Source organism: Thiorhodococcus drewsii AZ1 (genome assembly GCF_000224065.1).
Taxonomy (GTDB): domain Bacteria; phylum Pseudomonadota; class Gammaproteobacteria; order Chromatiales; family Chromatiaceae; genus Imhoffiella; species Imhoffiella drewsii.
Map to the genome: position 1 here is coordinate 19,246 of NZ_AFWT01000010.1, position 20,723 is coordinate 39,968.

At 61.0% G+C, this 20,723-nt stretch carries 16 protein-coding genes; 7 read left to right on the plus strand and 9 right to left on the minus strand.

Annotated elements, in window-relative coordinates; genetic code table 11:
• Positions 1–4 precede the first annotated feature (4 nt).
• The 5 genes from bioD to bioB are packed head-to-tail and all read right to left on the minus strand — an operon-like array spanning position 5 to position 4,708.
• Positions 5–748 carry a dethiobiotin synthase gene (gene bioD, locus THIDRDRAFT_RS08315; protein ID WP_007040391.1) on the minus strand — a complete coding sequence of 248 codons (744 nt, stop codon included), beginning with the start codon at positions 746–748 and terminating at the stop codon, positions 5–7.
• On the minus strand, positions 745–1,662 hold the full coding sequence (gene bioC / locus THIDRDRAFT_RS08320) for a malonyl-ACP O-methyltransferase BioC (RefSeq protein WP_007040392.1): 918 nt from the start codon (positions 1,660–1,662) through the stop codon (positions 745–747). The genes bioD and bioC overlap by 4 nt, the downstream gene beginning before the upstream one ends.
• A 10-nt stretch (positions 1,663–1,672) precedes the next feature.
• The gene (gene bioH / locus THIDRDRAFT_RS08325) at positions 1,673–2,452 is read right to left on the minus strand and encodes a pimeloyl-ACP methyl ester esterase BioH (RefSeq protein ID WP_007040393.1); all 780 of its coding nucleotides are present in this window, start codon (positions 2,450–2,452) and stop codon (positions 1,673–1,675) included.
• Positions 2,445–3,653 (minus strand): 8-amino-7-oxononanoate synthase, encoded by a 1,209-nt coding sequence (gene bioF, locus THIDRDRAFT_RS08330; protein ID WP_007040394.1) that lies wholly within the window; start codon positions 3,651–3,653, stop codon positions 2,445–2,447. Before bioF ends, bioH begins: the two co-directional genes overlap by 8 nt.
• Positions 3,654–3,670: 17 nt before the next feature.
• On the minus strand, positions 3,671–4,708 hold the full coding sequence (gene bioB, locus THIDRDRAFT_RS08335) for a biotin synthase BioB (RefSeq protein ID WP_007040395.1): 1,038 nt from the start codon (positions 4,706–4,708) through the stop codon (positions 3,671–3,673).
• A 150-nt stretch (positions 4,709–4,858) separates the two neighbouring features.
• Here bioB and THIDRDRAFT_RS08340 point away from each other — a divergent pair, with 150 nt between their 5' ends.
• Positions 4,859–5,569, plus strand: coding sequence for a ComF family protein (locus THIDRDRAFT_RS08340; protein WP_007040396.1), 711 nt, complete (start codon positions 4,859–4,861; stop codon positions 5,567–5,569).
• 99 nt (positions 5,570–5,668) lie between these two features.
• On the opposite strand, the gene THIDRDRAFT_RS08345 is transcribed toward THIDRDRAFT_RS08340, so the two are convergent.
• Positions 5,669–6,922 carry a YfiM family lipoprotein gene (locus tag THIDRDRAFT_RS08345; protein ID WP_007040397.1) on the minus strand — a complete coding sequence of 418 codons (1,254 nt, stop codon included), beginning with the start codon at positions 6,920–6,922 and terminating at the stop codon, positions 5,669–5,671.
• Positions 6,923–7,016: 94 nt separating this feature from the next.
• Here THIDRDRAFT_RS08345 and THIDRDRAFT_RS08350 point away from each other — a divergent pair, with 94 nt between their 5' ends.
• Positions 7,017–7,565 carry a gamma carbonic anhydrase family protein gene (locus THIDRDRAFT_RS08350; RefSeq protein ID WP_007040398.1) on the plus strand — a complete coding sequence of 183 codons (549 nt, stop codon included), beginning with the start codon at positions 7,017–7,019 and terminating at the stop codon, positions 7,563–7,565.
• 55 nt (positions 7,566–7,620) lie between these two features.
• Here THIDRDRAFT_RS08350 and THIDRDRAFT_RS08355 read toward each other — a convergent pair whose 3' ends face one another.
• The 3 genes from THIDRDRAFT_RS08355 to THIDRDRAFT_RS08365 all read right to left on the minus strand — a co-directional run bounded on the left by THIDRDRAFT_RS08355 (position 7,621) and on the right by THIDRDRAFT_RS08365 (position 13,975).
• On the minus strand, positions 7,621–8,511 hold the full coding sequence (locus THIDRDRAFT_RS08355) for a transglutaminase family protein (protein WP_007040399.1): 891 nt from the start codon (positions 8,509–8,511) through the stop codon (positions 7,621–7,623).
• Positions 8,508–11,093, minus strand: a complete 2,586-nt coding sequence (locus THIDRDRAFT_RS08360) for a circularly permuted type 2 ATP-grasp protein (RefSeq protein ID WP_007040400.1) — start codon at positions 11,091–11,093, stop codon at positions 8,508–8,510. The genes THIDRDRAFT_RS08355 and THIDRDRAFT_RS08360 overlap by 4 nt, the downstream gene beginning before the upstream one ends.
• Positions 11,094–11,173: 80 nt before the next feature.
• Entirely contained in the window at positions 11,174–13,975 is a 2,802-nt protein-coding gene (locus THIDRDRAFT_RS08365) for a sensor domain-containing protein (RefSeq protein ID WP_139058681.1), read from the minus strand.
• A 523-nt stretch (positions 13,976–14,498) separates the two neighbouring features.
• On the opposite strand from THIDRDRAFT_RS08365, the gene THIDRDRAFT_RS08370 reads away from it, so the two are divergent.
• The 5 genes from THIDRDRAFT_RS08370 to THIDRDRAFT_RS23710 all read left to right on the plus strand — a co-directional run bounded on the left by THIDRDRAFT_RS08370 (position 14,499) and on the right by THIDRDRAFT_RS23710 (position 20,691).
• Positions 14,499–14,984: a GspH/FimT family pseudopilin gene (locus THIDRDRAFT_RS08370; RefSeq protein ID WP_050984671.1), complete on the plus strand. Its 486-nt coding sequence runs from the start codon at positions 14,499–14,501 to the stop codon at positions 14,982–14,984.
• Between the two features lie 18 nt (positions 14,985–15,002).
• Positions 15,003–15,464 (plus strand): type IV pilus modification protein PilV, encoded by a 462-nt coding sequence (gene pilV, locus THIDRDRAFT_RS08375; RefSeq protein WP_040844344.1) that lies wholly within the window; start codon positions 15,003–15,005, stop codon positions 15,462–15,464.
• The gene (locus THIDRDRAFT_RS08380) at positions 15,461–16,483 is read left to right on the plus strand and encodes a PilW family protein (RefSeq protein WP_007040403.1); all 1,023 of its coding nucleotides are present in this window, start codon (positions 15,461–15,463) and stop codon (positions 16,481–16,483) included. Before pilV ends, THIDRDRAFT_RS08380 begins: the two co-directional genes overlap by 4 nt.
• Before the next feature lie 12 nt (positions 16,484–16,495).
• Complete coding sequence (locus tag THIDRDRAFT_RS23705; protein ID WP_007040404.1) at positions 16,496–16,981, plus strand: pilus assembly PilX family protein; 486 nt, start codon at positions 16,496–16,498, stop codon at positions 16,979–16,981.
• Between the two features lie 143 nt (positions 16,982–17,124).
• Positions 17,125–20,691: a pilus assembly protein gene (locus THIDRDRAFT_RS23710; RefSeq protein WP_007040405.1), complete on the plus strand. Its 3,567-nt coding sequence runs from the start codon at positions 17,125–17,127 to the stop codon at positions 20,689–20,691.
• The last annotated feature ends 32 nt before the right edge of the window (positions 20,692–20,723 follow it).

Here is a 20,723-nt window from a genome sequence, read left to right on the forward strand (position 1 = left end):
CCTGTCAGAATGCCGGGTCGGTGAGACCCTGGTCGATGGCGTTAGGATCGGTTCGGGTTTCTTTAGTCAGGTCGAGCCCGAGTGGTGTTGGGTCCAGATGGCTGGCCGTCTCGTTCGGCTCGGGGTTCTTCTTCCAGGGCACGACACCGAGACAGGGGGCCTCGATGAGCGCGGCCAGCGTCGCCAGATTGGCCTCGCGCATCAGCATCTCGGGTTCGACCTGATTCGCGACCCAGCCCGCCAGCCTGGCCCCGCTGGCGCGAATGCTCTCGGCCGTCAGCAGGGCGTGATTGATGGCGCCAAGCTTGAGCCCGACCACCAGGACCACGGGCAGGTCCAGTTGGGCGGGGATGTCGCTGACGAAGACGTCGGATCCCAATGGAACGCGCCAGCCGCCGACCCCTTCGACCACGACCAGATCCGCTTCCTGACACAGCGAGCGGTAGGCGGTGCGAATGGTCGTGAGGTCGATCTGAATGCCGGCCTCCGCCGCCGCCAGGTGCGGTGCGATCGGAGGCTCGAAGGCGAATGGATTGACGATGCCGTAAGGTGCTGAGCTGCTGCCCTGGGCCAGTAGGCGCGACGCATCCTCGTTGCGCAGTCCGTCCGGTCCAGGCTCGCAGCCGCTGGCGACCGGTTTCATCCCCAGCACGCTCGCGCCCTGGGCCTGGATGCTCGCCATGAGTCCCAGGCTGATTTCGGTTTTGCCGCAGCCCGTATCCGTGCCCGTGATGAAAATGCCTGTCATGCCGTCCTGCCTGGATGTCTCCGGTCGCTGTCCGGTTTTGCGTGTCGCCGGCTCCCGATGGACGGGATTGGAACGGCGATGCCGCCGGTCACCGGCTTCTGTTCCGGCGCCCAGGCGTGACCATAGAGTACCTCGTAACTCGCGGGCAGTCTGCCATCGCGCCGATGGCTCTCGTAGGCCGATTCGACCGCCGTCAGCCGCTTGCGCCCCGAGAGCGCGCGCGGACGGTCCTGAGTGGCGTTGCGTGCGCCCAATACCTTGAGGTCGCGCATCAGGTCATGGACGCGATCATAGGTCAGCGTCATGCGCTCGGCGTCCATCACCGGATCGGCGAAGCGGGTGCGGACCAGTGCGTCTCCGATGTCGTGCATGTCGAGAAAGGGGCTCACATGGCTGTGCCGGTCGACCTGGCTCCATGCCTGGCGCAGTTCCTTCAGGGTGTCCGGGCCGAAGGTGGTGAACATCAGCAGACCGCCGGGGCGCAGCACGCGCAGACATTCGGCGAAGGTCCGGTCCAGGTCGTTGCACCATTGGATGGTGGCGCTGGAGACGATGAGGTCGACGCTGCCGTCGGCCAGCGGCAGTGATTCGGCATCGGCGCAGACGCAGGTTGGCCGGCGTAGCCAGCTGCCGCGTCGGCGTGCCTGCTTCAGCATGCTTTGGGCGAAATCGAGTGCTACCAGCTGGGCCTTGCGGTAGCGTTTGCTCAATCCGTCCAGCGCATAGCCCGTGCCCGTGCCCAAGTCTAAGACACGTGCGGGTTCGAGTCGGATGTAGTCGAGTCGTTCGATCAGCCGGTCGGCGATCTCGCGCTGGAGCACGGCCACGCTGTCGTAGCGGGATGCGGCCTGATCGAAGCTACGGCGTGCGCGCGCCTTATCGATCGGGGGGATGTCGTTGGCAATATCTGACATGATCGAATATTTAGTCGCCTTCCGGGTTCTCGACGCATTCGCCGATGAAGGCGCGGATTACTTCGGAGGTTTCCTGCGGATGCGATAGGTGCGGTGCGTGGGCGGCGTGCTGGATGATGTGGGTCCGCGCGCCTGGCATCAGTAGCTCGACGCGTTCCGCCACGCCCTGGGGCACCAGTGCATCGTGGCTGCCGAACAGCCAGAGTGCCGGGCAGGGGATGTCCGGCAGCGGGCCCCGCAGATCCTCGTCGCGCAGCAGATCGAGCCCGAGCGAGAGCGCGTCCGGGTTGGGTTCGGGGCGCTGGGCGAGTTCCTGTTTCAATGTGCGCAGCGTCTCGCGGGCGGCGTCGCTGCCGCGCACCTGAAGGGCGAGGAAGCGCTCCAGCGTGCCCTTGGGATCCTGGGCCAGCCCGGCATGGAATTGATCGAGCGTCGTCTCCTCCATGGCCGGGGTCCAGTCGGCGGCACGCACGAAGCGTGGTGTTGCGGTCAGCAGGACCAGTCCCGCGACCCGTTTGGGCACGCGCAGCGCAGCGGCCAAGGCGACCAGTCCGCCCAGCGACCAGCCGAGCCAGACGGCACGTTCCGGTGCCGCGTTGAGACAGGCGTCGGCCCAGCTCCAGAGGGTGTCGAGCTTGGGCTGAAAGGCACTGTGCCCGTGGCCCGGAAGATCGATTCGGTGCTGCGAGAGTCCGTTCCAGCAATCCGGGCAGCCGTCCCAGACGGCTGAATTCATGCCCCAGCCATGCAGCATGACCAGATCGAGTTGGGTGTCCGATGGTTCAGTCAAGGTGATCGTCCTTCGTGGATTGCGTCGATAGGGACAGTCGGTCCAATGCTTCGAGCAGGCGGTCGAGATCCTCGTCGCGGTGTGTCGCGGAGAATGTGATCCGCAGTCGCGCCGTGCCCTCGGGGACCGTCGGCGGGCGGATGGCACCGACCAGGATACCCGCCTCCTCTAGCGCGCGGCTCCAGGCCAGTGCCTGCGCCTCGCTTCCGGCCATCAGAGGCTGGATCGGGGTAGGGGAATCCATGATCGGCAGGCCGAGCTGTTCGGCCCCGTGCCGGAAGCGTGCGATCAGTGTTTGCAGCCGTTCGCGACGCCAGTCCTCGCGCTCGGCGATGGCGAGACTGGCTCGGGTCGCCTCGGCCACCGCCGGTGGCGAGGCGGTGGTGAAGACATAGCTGCGGGCGCGTTGGATCAGGGTCTCGATCAGCTCCTCTGAGCCGGCGACGAAGGCGCCGAAGGTCCCGAGCGCCTTGCCCAGGGTGCCCATCAGGATGCAGTCGTCGTCCGGCGTCAGCCCGAAATGGTCGAATGTGCCTCGGCCGCCGCGTCCCAATACGCCTAGCCCGTGGGCATCGTCCACCAGCAGCCAGGCACCCGCGCGGCGGGCGATCGGGATGAGTTCGGGCAGCGGGGCGAGGTCGCCGTCCATGCTGAAGACGCCGTCGGTGGCGATCAGCCGTGCGCCCGAGTCATTGAGCTGGCGTTCGAGCCCGGCGGCATCCGCGTGTGGATAGCGGCGCAGATTGGCCCGCGAGAGCTGTGCACCGTCGAGGAGCGAGGCGTGGTTGAGTCGGTCCTGAAGCACCTTGTCGCCGCGTCCGGCGAGCGCCGAGATGACGCCTAGGTTGGCCATGTAGCCGGTCGAGAACAGCAGTGCGCGCGGTCGTCCGGTGAAGGCGGCCAGCGCTTCTTCGAGTGCGTGATGCGCCCGGCTGTGGCCGTTGACCAGATGGGCGGAGCCGCTGCCGACGCCCCAGGTCTCGGCGCCGCGTTGCAGCGCCCGGATCACCTCGGGGTGATTGGCCAGACCCAGATAGTCGTTGCTGCAAAAGCTCAGCATGGGGCGGCCGTCGAGGACCGCCTTGGGTTGCTGCGGGCCGTCCTGGACGCGCCGACGCCGGTAGCGCTGGGCTGCGGCCAGCTGGTCGAGCTGCTCGCGCAGTCCGGCGTCGGGTCGGTTTGGGGCGGTTGGCGTTTCCATGGTGGAACTGGGCGTCGTCACAGGGTCATGTGGACGTGCGATTCGCCCTCGTGCTTGTGACAGGCGCCCGGTTCGGTACGCTCGGCCTCGACCTCTTCGAACTCCAGACCCAGACGGGCAAAGAGTTTGCGGTCGCGGTCGGACTCGGCATTGGGCGTGGTCAGCAGACGCTCGCCGTAGAAGATGGAGTTGGCCCCGGCCAGGAAGCAGAGTGCCTGCAGCTCGTCGCTCATCTCGCTGCGTCCGGCCGAGAGACGCACGTGCGATTGGGGCATGATGATGCGCGCCGCAGCGACCACGCGCACGAACTCGAAGGGATCGAGCGCCTCGCGCCCGAACAGTGGCGTGCCTTCGACCTGGACCAGCAGGTTGATGGGGACGGACTCGGGATGGGCCGGCAGGTTGGCGAGCTGGCGCAGCATGGAGGCGCGGTCGCGGCGCGACTCGCCCATGCCGAGGATGCCGCCGCTGCAGGTCTTGAGACCCACGTCGCGGATGTGCTCCAGTGTGTCGAGCCGGTCCTGGTAGGTCCGGGTGGTGATGACCTGGCCGTAGTACTCGGGCGAGGTGTCCAGGTTGTGGTTGTAGTAGTCGAGTCCGGCGTCCTTGAGGCGGCGTGCCTGGGGTGCGGTCAGCATGCCGAGGGTCACGCAGGTCTCCATGCCCAATGCATGGATGCCTTCGACCATGGAGACGACCTGGTCCAGATTCTTGTCGCTCGGATTGCGCCAGGCCGCACCCATACAGAAGCGGGTCGCGCCGTGCTCGCGCGCGGTGCGGGCGGCCGCCAGGACCTCTTCGACCGGCATCAGACGCTCGCGCTCGACCTCGGTCCCATGCTTGGCGCTCTGGCTGCAATAGCCGCAATCCTCGGGACAGGCGCCGGTCTTGATGCTGAGCAGCGAGCTGACCTGGATGCGGTTCGGATCGAAACCGGCGCGGTGGACGCCCTGGGCGCGGAACAGCAGATCGTTGAAGGGCAGGTCGAGGATGGCTTGGATGTCCTCGATCGACCAGTCGTGACGGACGATGGGAGTGAATTCGGAAGAAGACATGGCGATGATCGTGTCGAAATGAGGGCGACCCGAGTGCGGATCGCGACTGGAAAAACGGCAGTATCCTAAGATGTGCGGGCGACTTGTCAACCAAACCTTTGCGCTTGAGGTTTACAAGTCTATCTCGCCGATTGGTCTTCGAGGGTTGGGATGATGCGCGTCAGATTGTCCAATCAGCCGATTTCATGGTTCTTTCCGCCGACATGCGTGCTCTGCGGCGCGCCGGGTGACGCGGGACGCGATCTCTGTGCCGGATGCGATGCGGATCTGCCGCGCAATCGGATCTGCTGCGCCCGTTGCGCCCTTCCATTTGAGTCTCCGGTTCCGTCTGGAACGCTCTGCGGGCGTTGTCAGAAGCGCGAACCGCCCTTCGATCGCTGCATGACGGCCTTTCGCTATGAGGCCGAGATCCCGAGCCTCGTCGGTGGGGCCAAGTTCGAGGGGCGCCTCAATCTGGTCCGGTTGCTCGGTCAGTGTCTGGCCGTCGAGGTGAACGCGAGGGGGCTTTCGATGCCGCACGCACTGGTGCCGGTCCCCCTGCATCCGCGTCGATTGCGCGAGCGCGGCTACAATCAGGCGCTTGAAATCGCACGGGTGTTGGGACGCGAGCTGGCGCTTGAGGTCGATCCTGATTGCTGCACCCGGATCGCTGCGACCCCGCCCCAGGCTAGGCTCGACGCGCGCGCCCGACGGCGCAACCTGCGCCGCGCCTTCAGCGCCCGAGAGCCGTTTGGTTGGTCTCATGTGGCGATCGTCGACGACGTGGTGACCACCGCCAGCACGATCGTCGAGCTGAGTCGCGTACTGCGTCGGGCCGGAGCCGAGCGAATCGATGTCTGGGCCGTCGCCCGGACGCCTTGATGTCGGGGTGAGCCGCCGGTCTTCGGCGACCGGCTTTTACAATAGCTGGCGGCTGGCGGCTGGCGGCTGGCGGCTGGCGGCTGGCGGCTGACACGTCCATCAACTCGGTGGTTGTCGGTACAGCGGTCGCTCGTCGATGCGCTGGTCGATGTGGGCGATCGTCTCGCGATAGAGACGCGCCTTGTCGTCGCCGAAATCGGTGATGAATTGCTGTCGGTCCATGCCCTCCGGCAGACCCTCGATGCGCGGCATGAAGTCGTCCTCGGTGAGTCCCTTGGCGGCGGCGCGCTGGAGCCAGCGGGCATCTTCCGGGTTGCCGGTCGCGAGCTTGGCTAGCCGGATTCCGGAGCGGTTGGCCGCCATGTCGGGGAAGCTGAATCCGCTGCCCCCCTTGGAGTCCGACATCTCCTTGTACCAGCCGATCAGGCCGGAGAAGGTGCTACTGCCCTGGATGGCGATCGCTGCAGAAGCGGCGAAGTGCTGGCTCAGATCGTGCCGGCCGCGCAGCACCACGGTGCGCGGGCGCGTGGAGACCTTGGGGGTGCTCTCTTGGCTCGGGTCGCGGATGGTCTGACCGTTGACGTAGGCCGCCAGGACCATGAACACCGCGCGGTTCTCTTGGATCGGATCCGCGCTCTTCGAGCGCTCGCCCGCCGTGGCGAAGAGATGGGACAGCAGATCCGCGAGCGGGATGTTCTGGGGCTGTGGATGCTCGGCGGCCCAGCGGTTCAGATCCTCCTGATAGCGCAGCAGCCGTGGCAGGTCGGCCGCAGCCAGCATCCCGCTGCCGATGCGCTCCATCAGATCCGGGCGCCAGGCATAGGTCAGGGCGAGACGATCCGGCTCAATGCTGAGATCGCGCAGCAGCTCGCTGTGGTCGACGGACGACAGGACACGGTCGGCCAGTGACTGGATCAGCGCGCTGGGAACGGGGAGTCCGGCCAGACGGGCCGATTCGATGATCGGTAGATGCCCGGTTTCGACCAGATCGAATTGCAGGTTGAGATAGCCTTGGACCAGATCCCAGGGCAGAGACAGGGATGCCTTGATGTGTGCCCTGCCGTCGTCGAGATGGATGTGCGCCTGTCCGGGGCCGAGCTTATCGAGCAGTTCATTGGCGATCAGGTTGAGCTCGCGCTCGGACAGGTCCAGGTGGATCCACTGGCCGGGTTTGTTGGCCGAAGGGCGATGTTGCAGCAGCCAGTTTCGGGTCCAGGCGCGCTCTCCGGCGGTGAGGCTCTCGTCCTCGGGGACGACTGCGTGGCGGTCGTGATACACCATGACCCCCAGGACCAGTGCCAGGAGTAGCATTGGGGTCAGCAGCCAACCCAAGACCTTGAGCAAAGAACGCATCCGATTGTTCCGTTGAGTATCGAATTGAAGAGGGCCGAATCATGACATCAGAATGGCCGGAGTGGCTGCCATGAGCCGAGTTGGAGACAGCGCCATGCGCTCGAATATCCGTCCTTTCGAGGGCAGGTCGCCCCTGATCGCCGAGAATGCCTGGGTGGATGATACCGCCGTAGTCATCGGCGACGTGACCTTGGGCGCCGAGTCGTCCATCTGGCCACTCTGCGTGGTGCGCGGCGACATCCACCGCATCGAGATCGGCGCTCGGACCAATATTCAGGACGGAAGCGTGCTGCATGTCTCGCACGACAGCCAGTTCATGCCGGGCGGTGCGCCGCTCATCATTCATGACGGGGTGACTGTCGGTCATCAGGTGGTGCTGCATGGCTGCGAGATCCAGGACCATTGTCTGGTCGGCATCGGCGCACGCGTTCTGGATCGGGCCGTTCTCAAGCCTCGGACCATGCTGGGTGCGGGTGCCTTGGTCACGCCGGGGCAGGTTCTCGACGGCGGATTCCTCTGGCTCGGTGCCCCAGCTAGACGTGCGCGCGCACTGACCGATCGCGAACTCGAATACCTGGACTACGTGGCCGACAACTATGTGCGACTGATCGCCCGCTATCGGGACGGGGCGAAGTCGGTCTGACGCCAGCTCCGATGTTCTCGGATTGCGCTTCGCTTCATCCGGACTACGGGTGGCGTCAAGCCGCTGGTGTTTCCTCGATGCGATCGACGTCCACCGCGACCATCAGGTCTTGCGTTCCGCCGCCATAGAAGATCCCGCGCAGTGGCGTGACGTCTTGGAAGTCACGTCCGATGGCGGTCGTGATGTGCTGTTCGCCTGGGACCTGATCGTTGGTCGGGTCGAAATCGACCCAGCCGATGTCCGGAATCAGGACCGAGAACCAGGCGTGGGAGGCGTCCGCTCCCTGGAGTTTGACCTGGCCGGGCGGCGGCAGGGTTTCGAGGTATCCGCTGACATAGCGTGCGGCGACGCCCAGTCCTCGGAGTCCGGAAATAGCGAGATGGGCGAAGTCTTGGCAGACGCCGCGACGATTGGCCATGACCTCGGCGACTGGAGTCGTCACGGTGGTCGAGGCGGGGTCGTACTCGAACTCGTGATAGATGCGTCCCATGAGGTCGAGCGTGGCCTCCAGAATGGGACGGCCCGGTGTGAAGGATAGGGCGGCGTAGTCGCGCGCGGCCGGGTCCAGCGGAATCTGTGGCGAGGGCAGGGTGAAGATCCGGGCCTCGACCATGAGACCGTCGCCCTTGTCGTACAGGCGTTCGACGGCGCGTTCCCAATCCGGTGTTTTGTCTTCCTCGGGTAGCGGGAAGGGTGTCACCTCGACCTCGCTCTGAGCCGTCACCTCAAGGGCGTCGTGGGCCTGCTGTATCGAGAAATAATTGACTCGGTTGCCGAAGAAGTCCTCGTGCTCGCGCGCGACCGCTGGCCAGGGGCTGACTCTCACGGTGGATGCCAGGCATTGCTGTCGACGCGATTGGATGGGCTTCAGGTGCGCGATGCTATGGCAGAGCGAGACGGTCTCGGCGTATTCGTAGCGTGTGACGTGCTGAATGCGGAACTTCATGAGGGCGTCGTCCCTGTCCGGCGCAACAGGCTGTGTGGCTGTTCTTCGTGACGGAAGTATTGGGCAGTGATGGCGTTGGAGAGTGCCGCTAGTCCCTGATCGAGATTGACCAGCAGCTTGGAGAGCGCGGTTCGACGCAGTCCCTGTTTTTCGACCTGGATGAGTTGATTGATCTCGGCGAGTCGGATGTCCGTCAGGCTTTTGAGCACCACCTTTTCAGCCGGTGTCCGTCCCATCGCCAGATCGCCCTTGGGCAAGTCGGCGACCAGCTTGGATAGCATGGCGAACTGGTAGGCGAGGGCGCGTGGATTGCCCTCGTCCTGGAGCACCAGATCCAGCAGCGCGCCGACGCGGGTGCCGCCTCGGTAACGGCGGCGGTAGGTGATGAGGCTGTCGCTGATCCCCAGCACCGCCTCGATCAGCATGTTTTCGTCCTGCTCGCTCGCCACGGGGACCAGGGTGGATTGCAGTAGGCTGGCGATGGAGGTTCCGCGTTCGAGCCGTCTGCCGGTTTCGAGGAAATGCCAACCCTCGTTGTGTGTCATGTTCTCCTGGCTCAGACCGGAGAAGGCGACCAGCGAGGTGACCAGCGGGTCGAGTTCGTCGAGTGCCTGGGAGAGCTGGGTTGGCGGGTGCTCCGAGAGGCTGCCGAGCAGTCGCTCGATGTCGCTGATGATGCGCCAGGTGTCGACCGAGAGACGGTCGCGCACCGAGTAGGCGGCCTGTCCCAGCGCCTCCAGCGTGCGCGGGAGTCCGCCGACCTTGGTGCGGTCGGAGATGAGCGCAAGCAGCTCGGGAACCGGATCGATCAGGCGCTTATCGGCGCCTTTGCCGATGAAGCCGGGAAGGGACTGGGTTTGGTTGGTGATCGCCTCCAGCAGCGAGCGCAGACAGGAGGCATTCCCCTCGGCGATTCGGTAATCGCCGCGTTCGGAGAACTTGAAGATGGTGATGCGCAGCAGCCGCACCAGGCCCTCCGCGCGCTCGGCGTAGCGACCGATCCAGAACAGATTGTCGGCGACGCGGCTGGAGACGGCGCTCTCCTGGATGACGGCTGGAGTCTGCATCTCGGCGGTCGGCAGCAGACTCTCCTGGCGCTCCGGCTCGGAGGCCAGGACCCAGACGTCCTTGCCCAGTCCGCCGAGTTGGGTCGAGAGCAGCGTTGCGTCATGGCTCATGGCCACGCGTCCGAGTCCGCCCGGCATGACCGCGTAGCCTTCTTCCTCGGCGATCAGGAAGGTGCGCAGCACGCTCGGTCGGGGTTCGAGCCGTTGCCCGATCAGGGCCGGGGCCGTCGAGGGCTGGATGCGCTCCTGGGCGATATAGCCGCCTGGGTTGCGCTTAATCGAGGCGATCAGCGCGTCACGTGCGGCGGGCTCCATCGCGGCGGGGAACAGCGGGTGCTCATCGGATGTGCGGATGCAGGAACGGATGGTCAGGCGGTCGAGGTCGTCCAGCACCCGGGCGAGCGAGTCCGGGTCGCCACACCACCAGGTTGGGATGTCGGGGAGCAACAGGGACTCACCGAGCAGGCGCTGACAGAGCGCGGGCAGGAAGGCCATGAAGGCTGGGTGCTCCAGCACGCCACTGCCCAGCGCGTTGGCCAGCATCACGTTTCCGGCCCGCGCGGCCTGAACCAGCCCGGGCGCACCCAGCAGCGAATCCTCGCGCAGTTCGAGCGGATCGCACCAGGCATCGTCGACGCGGCGCAGCACAGCGTCGATGCGTTCCAGTCGGCCAAGCGTGCGCAGCCAGATGGCTCCGTCGCGTACCGAGAGATCGCCGCCTTGAACCAGGGTGTAGCCTAGATAGTTGGCGAGATAGGCGTGCTCGAAATAGGCCTCGTTCTGTGGGCCGGGCGTGAGCACCACGACGCGTGCCTCGTCGCCTCGATGGGGCGCGAGTCGGGCCATGGTTTGGCGCATGGAACGGAAGAATCCGGCCAGTCGATGCACGTGCGAGTCGCGGAACAGACTGGGGATGACGCGTGAGAGCACAACCCGGTTCTCCAGCGCGTAGCCGGCACCGAGTGGGCTCTGGGTGCGATCGCCGATGACGCGCCAGCGTCCGTCCGGAGTGCGGGTGAGGTCGGCAGCGTAATGGATGAGTGGGCGCCCGCCCGAGATATCGATGCCATGGCAGGGCAAAAGATAGCCGGGGTCGCCGTCGATCAGTTCGGCGGGCAGCAGGCCCAGCCGCAAGAGCTCGCGTGGGCCATAGAGATCCGCGAGGATGAGGTTGAACAGCTCGGCGCGCTGGATGAGTCCACGCTCCAGGTCGGCCCACTCCTCGCTGCGGATCAGCAGCGGGAGCAGATCCAGCTCCCAGGGGCGCGACATACCGCGCGGGTCGCCGTTGAGGTTGTAGGTGACCCCATTGTCGCGAACGAGTCGGGATGCCTCGCGCCAGCGCTCTTCTATCCCGGTCGGGCCGAGCGTGCGCAGCGCGTCCAGCAGGTACTGCCAGTGCGGACGCACCTCGCCCTCGGCGGTGCGCATCTCGTCGAAGCAGTCGGCAAGCGGGGTGTAGGCATCGACCAGGCCCGATGATTCGGGTATGGGCGCAAGATCGGGGACTGACATAAAGAGGCTCGTTCGGCAGTGCGGACTGTATCGATTAGACACGTCTCGCCGAGGGGGTGCAAGGAGCGAGACTCAGAGGCTTAACTTTCGTAGGTACGCGAGCGACTAGGCGCGCGATTCGGATCCAGCAGCGCCTGGATCTCGGCGGCGCAGAGCGGTTCACCGCACAGGTCGCCCAGTGCCTGGTTGCAGCCCATGTTCGACAGCAGATTGAATTGCTTGTCCGAGCGGACACCGTCGGCCCGCGTGGTGAGGTTGAGTGCCTGAGCCATGTTGATGACGGCCTGGACCACGGCCTGGTCATGCACCGACTCCGAGAGGCACTCGACGAAATCCGCATGAATGCCGAGCGTCCTGATCGGCAGTCGCTGGAGTACGGCGGGCGCGGTCCAACCGGCACCTACCTCGGACAGACTGGTGAGGATTCCGAGACGATTCACTCCGCTGAAGACCTCGGCGATCTGTTCGCGGTGCTTCACCAGCAGCGATTCGCTGAATTCGAGTTCCAGTCGGTGCGCGATCAGGGGATGCTGCTTGGTCAACAGCGTGAGTGTTTTGACCAGATCGCCCCGGACGAGCTGGGCCTCCGAGATGCCGATCAGCATCGATTCCAGCGGCAGTCCCCGCGAGAGCCAGGCCTGCAATTGTTCGCAGGCGGTGTGCAGGGTCAGCTGGCCCAATTCCAGGAGTAGGCCGCTGTCGTTGGTCAGCAGTGGGAAGCGTTCGGGAGGGATCAGTCCCAATTCGCGCTGCGCCCAATGGAGTCTGGCCTGAACGGCGCTGCAATCCTTGTTCAGCAGATGTTGCCCAACGCGGTAGAGCACCTTGAATTCGTTCTTGCGAAGCCCGTTTCGCATCAGTTCGACCATGCCCTGTTGGTCGTTGATCGGCTCGGTCGGTCCGCTGGTCGCGATGCGGAAGCCGTTGCGTCCCTGACGCTTGACGAGGCGTAGCGCCGATTCGGCGCGGGCGACGATCGTTTGTCGCTCGATATCGGATCCCGTATTGAAGGCAATGCCGATGCTGACGGTGACGAACATCTCGTGGCCGTTGACCCAGATGGTCGCCCCGAGCGTGGACTGAAGCCGGCGGGCGATCTCCTCGACCTCCTTGGGGTCGGCGATATCCTCGATGATCAGGGCGAACTGGTCCGCGCGCAGTCGTGCCAAGGTATCGGAGGGACGGACGGTCTCGCGTAGACGGAAGGCGATCGCGCGCAGGAGTTCGTCGCCGATGTGATGCCCCAGACTGCTGTTGATATGCGAAAAGCGATCCAGATCCACCAGCAGGGTTGCGACCAGCGCGCCCTTATGTAGCCCCAGATCAAGCGCATGATCCAGTCGCGACTCGAACAGCAACCGGTTGGGCAGCTTGGTCAGTGCATCGTAATGGATCAGATGCTCGGCCCGTCGCGGGGCCGCGCCGAGGCTTGCGGTGCTCTCGGCAAAGACGCCGACAAAATTCACCACTCTGTTGCGCGAATCCTGGATGCTGCGGATGGTCAGCTTCTGCCAGTAGATCTCGCCGTCCTTGCGGCGGTTCCAGATTTCGCCTTGCCAGAAACCGGTCCGAAGCAGTTGCCGCCACATGCGCACGAAAAAACGTTTGGGGTGCCAATTGGAGTTCAGCAGATTGGGCTTGTTGCCAACGACCTCGGCCGCCGTGTATCCGGTGATCTGCGAAAAGGCCGAGTTCACCGAGACGATGGTGCCATCCATGTCCGTGATGACGACGCCTTCCGAGGTGGAGGCATAGACAGCGGCCGACTGGCGCAGCCGGAGTTCGGACCCGCGTAGTTGCGTGACATCGCGGATATTGATGACGATTCCGGCCACGGCTCCCTGACCGTCGAGATGGGGGAAGAGGCGAACCTCGGCATCGCGTGGCTGGCCATTGCGTCCGATCTCGCGGATGTCCTCGACGACGATGTCTTGGCGATCGAGGCAGCGGCCCAGACTGCGGTAGAGCAGGGCGGTCAATGGTCCGTCGCCGCAGACATCCTTGAAGGGGTAACCGATGTTATTCGGGGCCTGCAATCGGTGGGCTGCACGCAGGAAGGGCGTGTTCGCGGCCAGCAGACGGCAGCCTCTGTCGACGTAGGCGATTCGGTCCGGGGACGAGGACACGATATCGGCGTAGCGCGCGAGTTCTTGCTCGACCTTGCAGCGTTCTGTGACGTCCATGACTACGCCATGCATCCGACCGGCCGAGGGAACCTCGTTCGTATTCATCTGGCCGGTGGATTCGAACCAGCGTATCTCGCCGTTCGCGTCAGGGACGCGAAAGCGGATGAGAACGGGCTCTGACGTCTCGCGTGCATGCCGGACTGCGGCGCGCACCTGATCGCGATCCGCTGGCAGGATCCGCTGGATGACGTCGTCGTGGTCGATCGTTTCATCCGCTGAAAAGCCCCAAAGATCCCACCAGGTTTGCGGTGCATGGATACGCCTGGTTGCAAGCTCCAGCTCCCAACGGGCGGCTCGGACCAGTGAGAGTGCTTCGTCCGTTGCAGTGGCGGGTGTGGCGCCCGTTTGGTCCGTCGCGTGGCGGAGAATGATTGCGAGTAGTCTTAGATACCCCTCGGTCGCGTCCGGTATGCGAGAGACGGAGATCGATGCGAACAAGGTTCCGCCGCGCTGGAGGATAAAGCGGACGTCCAGTTCCAGCCGCTGCGTCGCGTCGTCGCTCAGAAGCGGGTTCAAGGCGTCGTCGATCGGGGTGAGCAGCAATTCCTCGAATGTCGTCCCCGACACCTGTTCTCGTGTGTGGCCCAGGAGATCAAGCAAGGCGGCATTTGCCTCCAGCACTGAGAGCTGGTGATCCAGGATGAGCGCGCCCATGGGGAGGGCGGCGAGGAGGGGGGATGAGTCGAGGTTAGACACGTATGAAGCGCGAGACCAAGGCTGGCGGATTGGAAAGATGGGTCTTGGATGACTTAAGGTGCTCGTCGACCTCAGCGCTTGATTATACACGTCGCTGCCGCGTCGACGCCTGCCGCGAAAATGTCGGTATAGGGTGAGCGCGCTATAATATTCCAGGTTTTGGGAGTCGCAGATGGGAGACAGTCGGTCGCCGAAATTAGTGTGCGCGTCTTCACACTAACAGATCAAGTCATCGGCTAGGCTTGCGTGTGCAGAGACACTGTCAGCGCCCGCTCACCACAGGCCAAGTTAGCGCGACCTCGCCAATCGCCGGTTAGACCCGATATCAACGGAGAAGGGATCAATGCCCACCATTCCGAGCCGTCAGACAAGGAGCATCTGGCCAAACCGCACCATGCCCCCCCACTTCCGCGCCGGCTTGATCGCCTTCGAAGCGCACGAACGGCGCCGACTGGCTCCGTCCCCAGCCGATCCTCCGCTCGGTGCGACGATACGGGTTGTACGGTTCCTCCGAGCGCGAGGCATGGCCGGAGTTACGCTGATTGAATTGGTTGTCACCCTTTCGATTGCCGCCATTTTAATGACCATTGCTGTGCCGAGTTTTCAAGATCTGATACGCAACAATCGCGCTTCGGCACAGGTCAATGAATTTCTAACCGCCTTGAATTTGGCTCGTACCGAAGCGGTCAAGCGTGGCGCGTCTGTTTCAGTCTGCTCGTCCACCGACTCCACGACGTGCCGCTCCAGCAGCGTGACCAACTGGGCGGATGGCTGGATTCTGTACGTCACCGGCTCTAGTCCATTGGACGTGCTGCGCGTCTGGCCCGCCGTGAACGGTACGGCAACCTTCACGGCGACCGCCGGAGAAGTCACCTTTCGTGGCGCCGGACAAGCCTCAGCCGCCATCACCTTCACCTATACACCAACCGGCTGTACCGGCGATCAACAGCGAACCATCTCCGTTACTGCGGTTGGCCGGGCCTCTTCAAGCAAGGCGACATGCCCCTGATTAGATGATCGAATCGAAATGAAGCGTTTAACAGATTTTGCGCCGTGCGCTGTTTCTCGCCAGCGTGGCTTTACCCTTATTGAAGTCTTGATCGCCATCCTCGTGCTATCCATTGGTTTGCTTGGGTTGGCGGGATTGCAGACCGTGTCTCTCAAGATGAATCAAGGCTCTTATCTGCGTACTCAGGCCACGAATTTGGCTTATGAGATTACCGATGCGATGAGGGCTAATCCGTCTAAAGCTTCTGATTACATTGGCGCTTTCAGTAACGTGACCTGCGATCTTAGTTATGTTCGGTCGGGCAGCATTGAGGCAGCCGATATTGCTGAATGGCGAAATCGTTTGGCTTGCCTATTGCCAGCGGGGAGCGGCTCGATTGCTCAGAAGGGCGATATTTTTACGATTACAGTAATCTGGGATGAATCGCGTCAGGAAGGCAGTAGTGTTACTCAATCATTCAGTTTCGAGACCCAGCTATGAGCGAACCAAAGAAGAACGGTTTCACGCTGGTCGAGTTAATGGTAGCTATGACCATTGGTTTATTCATTTCTGGCGGTATTCTTCAGATATTTCTTATTTCCAAGCAGAGCTATCGCGCCACTGAGGCTATGTCTCGTTTACAGGAAAACGGGCGATTCGCACTCGAATATCTGTCACGCGATATCCGTCAAGTGGGATTCAAGAGTTTGTGTGCCAACGGGCTCAATAACCTGCTTGATGAAAGTGATACGAAATACACCGCAGACCGCTTTGATCTAATAAATAGTCCTGTTAAGGGTTGGGATGGAGAAAAAGGCGATGACCCTGATGTCGGGGTAGGAAAGATGTCGGCATATAAGGCCGACACCGATGTCATAATGTTCAACCATGCGGCGGAATCTTCCGGTCTGACCGTGACCGGTGCAACAGACGATACTTCGTCCGTGATTGCATTAACTGGATCGAGCGGGTTGCTCAGTAATTCCATCCTGCTGATCGGGGATGATGCCAACAACTGCTACATTTGCTGTGATCTATTTCAAAATCTTGCCGCTGATGACGCAACCAGCCTTTCGCGTGCCGCTGCTGGAACCCCCGGAAACAAAGCCATCACGACTCCACTGAGCCATGATTATGGAGCCGGGATGGAAATTCGTTTGCTCCGCAGCCGCCTGTATTTTATCGCGCCCGGCGAGAATAACTTGCCCGCCTTGTGGGAGCGGAGTTTCGATAAAGGTGCCTACGAAGATAATGATCTGGTGGAAGGTGTTTTTGACATGCAGATAAGCTACCTGATTCGCGCAGGTAATTATGTCAATGCAAGTGCCGTCACTAACTGGAATGATGTGATTGCGGTGAAAATCGATCTGCTTCTGGTTAGCAATGAAGACAACCTGGTAGAGCAACCGATGTCGCTTCCTTTCCTGAAAAACGATGGCGCAACTGCTTTTACTGCGACTGACCGACGAATCTATCAGTCATTTAGTACCACCATCGCCTTGCGTAACCGAATGCCTTAAGGAGAACGCCCCATGTTTCAGCCGACTTACGACCGCCGTCAGCATGGCATGGTTCTGGTAACCGGGCTCATCATTCTTCTCGTCATGACAGTGATCGGTGTTACTGCGATGCAGAGCGTCAGCCTCGATGAACGCATGGCCGGCAATGTGCGCTCCCGCAATGTCGCTTTCCAGGCTGCGGAGGGCGCTTTACGTAAGGCCGAAAGTCAATTGCTGCAATCCACTGCTGTTCAAAATACAGCAAAAACCAAAACGAAGATCGGTGATCCTGCTCGGTGGGATGGGACTTCCAGCCCCGATGAAACCGGTAGTTTTTCCATTTCAGGGCCAGTTGAAAGCCCGACCTATTACATTGGTCCACCTTATAAGGTCAACTCTGGTGGCGTCGAGTGGGGAAAGGGAGAAACTGAATCCCGTGATGTTTATACCATTACCTCATTCAGCAAGGGTGCAACTGATACAGCTATCGTGATCCTGCAAAGCAGGTTCGCGCTTTAGTCTGAGCAGGCGATGGTTGTTTTTGTGAGCGAATCATTAGTGCGCTCCCGAGTCAGCCTGTGATGGTCATCAGCACGGTTACTCAGCCGACTCGATGTGCCGCATTCAAGCTAGGGGCAATTGCTCCGCACGGAGGTCAGATCATGTCCGCATCCGCATCATTCACGCGATTGCTCATCCATGCCCAGGCGTTGCTCGCGGGGGCGTGCCTCGGTTTGGTGCTTGCAACACCTGTCATAGCGGCGGTCGATATCGAGCCAAAGCCGCTGTTTACCACTCCAGCGGTAACCCCCGCGCTGATTTTGGCTGTTGATGACTCTGGTTCCATGGATTCTGAAATCCTGACGAAAAATAATGATGGCGCCCTTTGGTGGCATACTGGAGATAAATCGTTTACAGGACGCAATCAGAGTGATGCCGTTGAGGCCGGTGTCCTTAACTTTAATATGAACGGCGGCGCAAATGGCACGTGGAAAAAATTTGTTTATCTCTTCCCTAATGGCACTGGGCAAAAAAGCGGTCGTCGCCAATATTCAGATAGCAGCAACGATCACTATGCTGTGCCACCCATCGGTGACTTCGCCTTTGCTCGGTCACATGAATATAATCTGATGTATTTCAATCCAGCTACAACCTACAAACCCTGGCCAAGCCTTGGCGGTAAAACATTTAGTGATTCGAACCCTACGGCAGCCAAAACTGATCCGACACGCGGTAGCGAGACTTTTAATTTAACGGTGGATCGAGTTAACAGTAACAACAACCATAAATTCAGAGTCTATCCCGGTATGACGCTTCCGATTGGTACGCGGAAATTATCTGGATCGACCTGTCAAGCAGAATTGACAGCACCGGAAGCTGTCACGGCAGTAGCTTCACAAGCATTATGCTATTTTCCTGCAACCTTTTATCTCAAAGAAACGACCCCGCTGCCTGCCGGATTTGGTTATCTTACAAGCAAAACGATTGGTGGCGCCGATGCGGTCGTTGACGGCAAGGCACCAAACGGATCGAATATGATCCGCTATGAGATTAAGCCAGAAAATTTCGACTCGACGGCTGCGTATGACGCGGCCATTCAAAATTTCGCCAATTGGTTTACCTATTATCATAAGCGCCATATCGCAACTCGTGGTGCAATCGGCCAAGCTTTTAAAGATATTTACGGTTTTCGGGTCGGGAGCTATCTGATCAATACGAACCCTTCGTCAACGCTAGTGTATCGAGATATGTCCGTTGACTCTGATCGGGATGATTTCTTCGAAATGGTATACGAGGATTACCTTGGGTCGGGCGGTACGCCAAACCGCCGGGCAGTCAATCGAATGTGGAGCCAATTGGAGCGAACCGATAATGGCGCGCCGATCCAGGAGAAATGTCAGATGAATTTCGGCGTCCTCTTTACAGACGGTTATTCCGATGTTCACGATACCGGAGTCGGAAATCGCGATGACGAACTGGGCTCGCCCTTTGCCGATACCTACTCCAATACAATGGGCGATGTCGCTGCCAGGCTTTATCTCGATAATCCTCGTCCAGATCTGCCGACCGGAGAGGTTCCAGTCCCGCTCGGTTGCAGTCTTGCAACCCCATCCCCCAGGCTCGACTGTAACACCAATCTGCACCTTAATCTTTTTGCCATTACGATGGGATCACCTGGCACTATCTTTAATGTCAACCAGGCACAAACCGATGATCCTTACACTAATCCACCGACCTGGCCTAGCGTCACGACGACACGCAATCCAGTGCAAATCGATGATCTCTGGCACGCGACTCTTAATGGCCGTGGGACATTCTTAAGCGTCGATGTGCCCTCTGAGTTGGGCGAGAAATTTAGCGAGATCTTGGCTGAAATCGGCTCCCGGCTGGAGACATCTTCATCCTCGGCGGCCACTAGTTCGGCCATTCTGAGTACCAGCACCTTGGTCTATACCGCTGGATTTCGTAGCGAAGACTGGTCGGGGACCTTCACCGCCCATTCTGTCACCGCTAGCGAGGAACAGGGGCCGCTGGTCTGGAACGCCGAGGCCAAACTGCGGAATATGTATGCAGCCAGCCGCAAGATTTTCACGCGGGCGGCGGATACAGCGGGCGTCGGGAGTGGCGCCGTATTTGAGTGGGCCAATCTGACTGCGGCTCAAAAGGCAGCGTTGAACTATAACGCTAGTAATATATCCGATGGGCTCGGTAGCGATCGGGTCGATTGGCTGCGTGGCAATGAGAGCGCTAATGCTACGTTTAGGGATCGTGATGGTAAATTGCTCGGCGACATCGTCAATTCGGACCCTCAATACGATGATGGGGTACTCTATGTCGGCGCCAATGATGGCATGCTGCATGCTTTCAACGGCGAAACTGGCGACGAGATCTTCGCCTTCATCCCCAGCGAGCTAATGTTATCTGAGCCGGGCGAGAGCTATGCCCCCCTCAGTCGCCTGACCGATCCGAACTATACCCACCGCTACATGATGGATGGTTCCGTTTCGGTTATGACGGCCGTGCTGAGTGGCACGGAAAAGAAGGTTTTGGTTGGAAGCATGGGGCTGGGGGGGCGCTCTGTGTTTGCTCTGGATGTGACCGATCCGACAAGCTTCAGCACATCGAATGTGCTCTGGGAGTTCCGTGATGCTGATCTTGGCTACGGTGTTGGCCAGCCGCTGATCGGCCAGTTCAACGATGGCACCTGGGTGGCCGTATTTGGCAACGGCTACAACAGCGATCAGAATCGGGCCTTTCTCTATGTCGTCAATCTCGCAACCGGTGCGTTGATCGCCAAACTCGACACCGCAACTGGGGATGCGACGACCCCAAATGGCCTTGCCGCTCCCATCGGAACGATCTGGCCAGCCATGAACGGCAAAGCGCAACGGATTTATGCCGGCGACCTGTTGGGTAATCTCTGGCGTTTCGATGTCTCCTCGACGCCTTGGACGGTTGAGCTTTTATTCACTGCTACGGATGATAATGGTAATTTGCAACCGATTACCTCGCGCCCTGCCGTTGGGAAATTGCCTGACGTTGATAACTACGTTGTCGTGACCTTCGGCACTGGCAGTTATTTTCGCACGTCTGATAAAACGGATAATCATATCCAGTCTCTGTACGGTATTTTCGATCCGGTCGGTGCATCACCTAATCCAGTGAACGACCGTAGCGACCTTCTGGAACAAGAGGTTGTTTATTACGGCGTCAATGCGTTTGGAAATTACGCCAACCGTGTCCGTGTGCTTTCTAACCATGCTCTGGACACGGCAACGCCGGAAGCGGGTTGGTACATTGATCTTGATGAGGCGGATACTGGCGAGCTTGGTGAGCGCGTTATCAGTGACGCGAAGGTCAAGTATAGTGGCGAGCTAGTTTGGGCTGAGATCAGTACTTTGATCCTGGACGAAGATGTGTGCGGAAGCGGCAGAAACGGTTATCTCATGGATATCGATCTTGCCACCGGCGGACGCACAGCGAGCGCCGTTTTGGATCTGGATTTTAATGGCAGCTTTGACGCAGGCGATAAAGTCCAGTTGGCTGATGGCACTTGGGCTGATGTTAGCGGGATCCACTATGGACAGGGTGAGGAAATCATAGCGATCGGATCGCCAAATCAAACCTATGAACTGCTGGTGCCGGGTGGCGATCCTAACGGACGTTACGCGCGTGGGCGAAAGAGCGGAACTGATATTGGCAGGCAGGGTTGGCAACAATTGCGATAACCTGATGCCGCGCTAAACCATCCGGGATTTTG